Source organism: Pinirhizobacter sp., from assembly GCF_035317885.1.
GTDB lineage: Bacteria > Pseudomonadota > Gammaproteobacteria > Xanthomonadales > Rhodanobacteraceae > Pinirhizobacter.
Window position 1 is genome coordinate 1 of sequence record NZ_DATHFX010000118.1, and the last position, 5201, is coordinate 5201.

Consider the following 5201-nt stretch of genomic DNA (forward strand, 5'->3'; position numbering starts at 1 on the left):
AGTGCGGCTGGAAGCCGAACGTGATTCTGAATATCACCGAGGTATGGGAGAAGAAGCGCGCGGCCATCGAGTGCATGGAAGGGCAGGAGCATCTGTGGGAGTACTACACGCGGGTGGCGATGCAGCGTGGTGTCCAGGGCGGGAGGAATTCGGGCACGCCGATGACTTACGGTGAGGCTTACGAGGGGGTATTTCCCTCGGTGGTCAGTACGCTGGGGTAGTATTCCTGAGTTGCACTGTGCACGGTGGCGATTACGCGTTAAGTTGCGCGCCTGACCACGCATACCCCGGAGATCCCCGCATGCCCCGTGCCCTCCTGACTGGCCGTTCGCTTATCGCGCCTCGCAAGTTCTCGCGCTTATCCCTGGCGCTCGCGATGGCCCTCGCGGCCGGTGGTGCGGCCGCGCAACCGGAGCCGACGCGCGCGGACACCGTACCGTCGCCCCAGGACACGCCTTACGAGGGGACGGTGAAGCTTCATGTCGATGCCAACGACACGGTGCAGGGAATTTTCCGCGTCCGCGAAACCGTCCCGGTGCAGCCAGGCACCCTGACCTTGCTGTACCCGCAATGGATTCCCGGCGACCACTCGCCGAGCGGCCCTATTGCGATGCTCGCCGGGCTCAAGATCAGCGCCAACGGCAAGCCGCTTACGTGGCTGCGCGATAAATACAACATGTACGCGTTCCATCTGGATGTCCCCGCGGATGTTTCCACCATCGACGTGGAGTTCCAGTACCTGTCCGGGCGCTCCGATGACGGTGGTTTCGAGATCACCGACCGCATGATGGACATGGAATGGAGCAAGGTGGCGCTGTATCCAGCGGGCCATTATTCCCGCGGCATCACCTTCGTGCCCAGCATGACGCTGCCGCATGGCTGGCAGTTCGGTACCGCGCTTGAAACCGCCTCCCAGTCGGGCGACACCACCACCTTCAAGCCGGTGACGTTCAACAACCTGGTCGATTCCCCGGTCTATGCGGGCCAGTACTTCAAGCGCGTGGACCTTAACCCGGGCGACAAGGCCCCCGTGCACCTGAATGTTTTTGCCGACGAGCCGGGCGACCTTGAGATGACGCCCGAGCAGATCGCCGCGCATCGCGCGCTGGTGACGCAGGCTGTGAAGTTGTTCGGATCGCATCATTACGATCACTACGATTTCCTGTTCTCGCTGTCCGACCAGCTGGGCGGCAACAGCACCGAGCACCACCAGTCCAGCGAGGACGGCCTGGGCCGGGACTATTTCACCGCCTGGAAAGATGCCGCACCCGAGCGCGATCTTCTCGCCCATGAGTACGTGCATTCGTGGAACGGCAAGTTCCGCCGTCCGGCGGACCTGTGGACTCCGAACTTCAACGTGCCGATGGCCAATTCCCTGCTGTGGGTATACGAAGGGCAGACGCAGTATTGGGGCTTCGTGCTGACGGCGCGATCGGGTATCTGGTCGCCACAACAATTCCGCGATGCCCTGGCCATGACGGCCGCCAACTACGAACGAAACCGCGTCGGCTTCCAGTGGCGCACGCTCACCGACACCACCAACGATCCAACCATCGCCCATCGCACCAGCCTGCCCTTCCGCAGCTGGCAGATGAGCGAGGAGTACTACAGCGGTGGCCAGATGATGTGGCTGGAGGTGGACGCCAAGCTGCGCAGCCTGACGAACGACAAGAAATCACTGGATGATTTTGCGCGCGCGTTTTTCGGCGTCGAGAACGGCAGCTACGTGACCAAGACCTACACGTTCGACGATGTCGTGGCGGCCCTGAATGGCGTGGCGAAATATGACTGGGCCACGTTCCTTCATGCGCACGTCGACACCATCAATCCGCCGCTGGAAGGCGGCATCGCCGGCACGGGCTGGAAACTGGTCTACACCGACCAGGAAAGCGCGTACGAAAAGCAGTACAACAGCCGGCCCGCACCATCCCGCCATCTGTACAACTTCACCTGGTCGATCGGCCTGACGATGAACGACAAGGGCCAGGTCAACGACGTTCGCTGGGATGGGCCTGCGTTCAAGGCCGGCGTCAGCACCGGCGCCACGCTGGTGGCGGTGAACGGGAAGGACTATTCCAAGGACGTACTAAAAAGCGAGATCACGGCGGCCAAGAACGGCAACGCGCCGATCGAACTTCTGCTGAAGTACCAGGGCAGCTACCGCAAGCTGGCCGTGGATTACCACGGCGGCCTGCAGTATCCGCATCTCGAGCGCGTTGAAGGGACACCCGATTACCTGAGCGAAATTATCGCTGCTCACAAGTAAAAGCCGTGCAGGGGGTAGGAGGTCGCCACGACCCTACCCCTTCTGCTTGGCAATCCAGGCATGCACGTGGTCCTCGAGCAGCGGCAACGGCACCGAGCCCAGTTCCAGCACGGCATCATGGAACGCGCGCAGATCGAACTTCGCCCCCAACGCCTGCTCAGCTTCATGCCGCAACGCCAGGATGCGCAAATACCCCAGCTCATACGACAACGCCTGTCCCGGCCAGCTGATGTAGCGATCCACCTCGTTGACGATCTCGCGCTGGCTTAGCGCGGTGTTCTGCGTCATGTAGTCGATGGCCTGCTGGCGGGTCCAGCCTTCATGGTGGATGCCGGTATCGACCACCAGCCTGGCGGCGCGCCACATCTGGTAGCTCAGGTAGCCGAATTTGTCGTAGGGCGTGTGATAGATGCCCATCTCCTGGCCCAGGTATTCCGCATACAACGCCCAGCCTTCCCCGTAGGCGGAAATATAGCTGTCGCGGCGGAAGGCCGGCTGGCCTTTCTGTTCGGCAGCCAATGCCAGCTGCAGCGCATGGCCGGGCATCGACTCGTGCAGGGTAAGCGCAGGCATCGCGAACAGCGGACGCGACGGCAGGTCGTACGTGTTCACCATGTACGTGTCCGCGCCACCGCGGCCGGAGGTGTAGTACGGCGCAATATCCGCCGGCACCGGAACGATGGCGAAGCGCTGGCGTGGCAACAGGCCGAAGTACTGGCCAAGCTTGCCATCCACCTGCTTGGCCACCCACGCGGTGCGCATCAAGAGTTCGTCGGGCGTCTTCGCATAGAACTGCGGGTCCGATCGCAGGAAAGCCAGGAACTCGGGGAAGCTGCCCTTGAAGCCGCTTTCGGCCATCGTCGCCAGCATCTGCTGGTGGATCTTCGCCACCTCATCCAAACCGGTCTTGTGGATGGTGTCGGGGTCAAGGTCAAGCGTGGTGTATTCGTGGATCTGCTGGCGGTACCAGGCCTTGCCGTCGGGCATGGCCTCGGCGGCAAGCGTGGTGCGCGCATGGGGCACGTATTCGTCGTGGAAGAAGGCAAGCAGGCGGCCGTAGGCAGGGATCACCTGGTCGGTGATGGTCTTGCGTGCCTGGGCTTCGAATCCTTCGCGTTGCGCAGCGGGCCACGTCGCCGGCAAATTCTTCACGGGTTGGAAGAACGAGGTGTCGTCGGCGTCCTTCTGGTTGGCCACGGCGGCGATCGAGACATCACGCCCGTCCAGCACCGCGCGCGGCACGGTGAAGCCGCGCTTCATCCCCAGGCGCATGTTGGCGATCTGTTGGTCGAGATAGGTGCTGACCTGCCCCAGGCGATCGAGGTAGTGCTGCACGTCGCCCGGCGTATGCAGGCTGTCGCCACCGAGCTGGTAGCCCACGTCCGACCAGAACGCCGAATCGCTGTTGAAGGGCATCTGCCACTGGCCGAAGCGCTGGGCCGCGGCAAGGTTGCCGATCTGCTCGCGGTAGATCGCGTAATCGACGCGCGCCGTGGGGCTCAAGGTGGCTGGATCGACCTTGGCCAGGTCTGCCAGCACGTGGTTCCAGTAGGCCAGGCGGCGCATCTGGCTGGCGGCGTCCACGTCGTCCAGCCGGCCGTTGTTGGGCAGCGACTCGCCAGAACTTTGCACGCCGGCCTGGCCGGTGCGCCAGGCATATTCCCGTTCGTAGATGCGTTTGAAGGCATCGTCGCCCGCCTGTGCGTGCACGGCGAAGCTGGCCACGAAAAGGATACCGGCGAGGATCGGCTTCATGTCATCCCAAGGGAGGCAAGGAAAACCCGATCATCGCATGGCTAATCCATACCGCCGAACTGCACGCGCATGGCGTCGGTGTAGGCGGTGACATCGCGTCCGGGTGCCGGGGTGAAAAGCTCGCCGGTCTGTACCACCCCGGACATGCGATCGGGACGGAAATTCCGGAAGGATTCGCGCAGCCGGCACCAGCCGCCCAGCGTCCAGGCACAACCCCAGAACGAAAGGCACAGCGGTTCGAATGCCCGGTGCGAGGGACGACCCTCCTTGTCCAGGTAGTCGAAGGCGATCACCTGGCGCCCGCCGATCGCCCCGTGCAGCAGGTCGATAAGCTGGCGGTGGGCTGCGCGCTCGTCGTCCTTGTAGAAGGGTGCATAGATGCGCGTACCGGCGGCACGTTCGCGCAAGTGCGGCGGCAGCACGGCCTCGATCTTGGCCAGCGCCGCCGATGCCCCATCGGCCAGGCGGGATCCGGCGAAGGCGCGGGCAAAGCGCGTGCCCACGACCAGGGCTTCAAGTTCGGCTTCGGTGAACATCAGCGGCGGGATGTCCGCGCCCTTGCGCAACATGTAGCCGACGCCAGCCTCGCCCTCGATCGGCACGCCGGAGAGCTGCAGGTCCGCCACGTCGCGGTAGATCGTGCGCAGCGATACTTCCAGCGTCTCGGCCAGCCGCCGCGCGGGCATGGCCGTGCGGCGGCCACGGAGGCTGTGGATGATGAGAAAAAGGCGGTCCGCACGACGCATGCCCCGATGATCGCCCGGTGGCCTCCGGACGGCTAGTGCGGAACGACCAGGCGGGGCGGCTGGCGCGGGTTGGGGGTCAGAGTATTAACCCTGACCCCGTTGCCGTTGCAGGCCTCCTGGTCGAGCTTCTTCCGGTGACCTCGGGTGGGTTCGGGGGCAACCGGGGGCAGCAACTGCTCCACCACGGTCATACGGCCGACCAGGGGCGCATAGGAGGCAACGATGAGGCGCATGATGCGGTTCATGGCGTACTTCCGTTATGGCGGGTAACTCATGCTGCGCCCCCCCTGCTGACAGCGTCTTGTCAGCAGGAGACAATGGGTCGGACATCCACAAGGCCCCCCATGAAGTCCATTTCCCTGATCCAGTTCCTCATCGAGGAAAAGCGCGCCGGTCACATCAACAGCGAGCTCAGCCTGCTGATCGAGGTGGTC

At 63.7% G+C, this 5201-nt stretch carries 5 protein-coding genes; 2 read left to right on the forward strand and 3 right to left on the reverse strand.

Translation table 11 applies throughout. The annotated features are described in order from the left end of the window. Positions 1-221 (forward strand): PIG-L deacetylase family protein (locus VK519_RS03625; protein WP_414692691.1); only part of this gene is annotated, 221 nt, incomplete at its 5' end. Between the two features lie 80 nt (positions 222-301). Continuing rightward, on the forward strand, positions 302-2266 hold the full coding sequence (locus tag VK519_RS03630) for a M61 family metallopeptidase (RefSeq protein ID WP_324347767.1): 1965 nt from the start codon (positions 302-304) through the stop codon (positions 2264-2266). A gap of 33 nt (positions 2267-2299) precedes the next feature. Here VK519_RS03630 and VK519_RS03635 read toward each other — a convergent pair whose 3' ends face one another. From VK519_RS03635 to VK519_RS03645, 3 genes are read right to left on the reverse strand one after another with little or no spacing between them, the layout of a single operon-like run. Beyond that, on the reverse strand, positions 2300-4021 hold the full coding sequence (locus tag VK519_RS03635) for a DUF885 domain-containing protein (RefSeq protein ID WP_324347768.1): 1722 nt from the start codon (positions 4019-4021) through the stop codon (positions 2300-2302). A gap of 41 nt (positions 4022-4062) precedes the next feature. Continuing rightward, positions 4063-4767, reverse strand: a complete 705-nt coding sequence (locus tag VK519_RS03640; RefSeq protein WP_324347770.1) for a helix-turn-helix transcriptional regulator — start codon at positions 4765-4767, stop codon at positions 4063-4065. A 32-nt stretch (positions 4768-4799) separates the two neighbouring features. Further along, positions 4800-5012, reverse strand: a complete 213-nt coding sequence (locus VK519_RS03645; RefSeq protein WP_324347772.1) for a hypothetical protein — start codon at positions 5010-5012, stop codon at positions 4800-4802. Between the last annotated feature and the right edge of the window lie 189 nt (positions 5013-5201).

Coding starts and splice junctions, on each gene's coding strand:
- VK519_RS03630 (WP_324347767.1), top strand. CDS start 302: ATGCCCCGTGCCCTCCTGACTGGCCGTTCGCTTATCGCGCCTCGCAAG.
- VK519_RS03635 (WP_324347768.1), bottom strand. CDS start 4,021: ATGAAGCCGATCCTCGCCGGTATCCTTTTCGTGGCCAGCTTCGCCGTG.
- VK519_RS03640 (WP_324347770.1), bottom strand. CDS start 4,767: ATGCGTCGTGCGGACCGCCTTTTTCTCATCATCCACAGCCTCCGTGGC.
- VK519_RS03645 (WP_324347772.1), bottom strand. CDS start 5,012: ATGAACCGCATCATGCGCCTCATCGTTGCCTCCTATGCGCCCCTGGTC.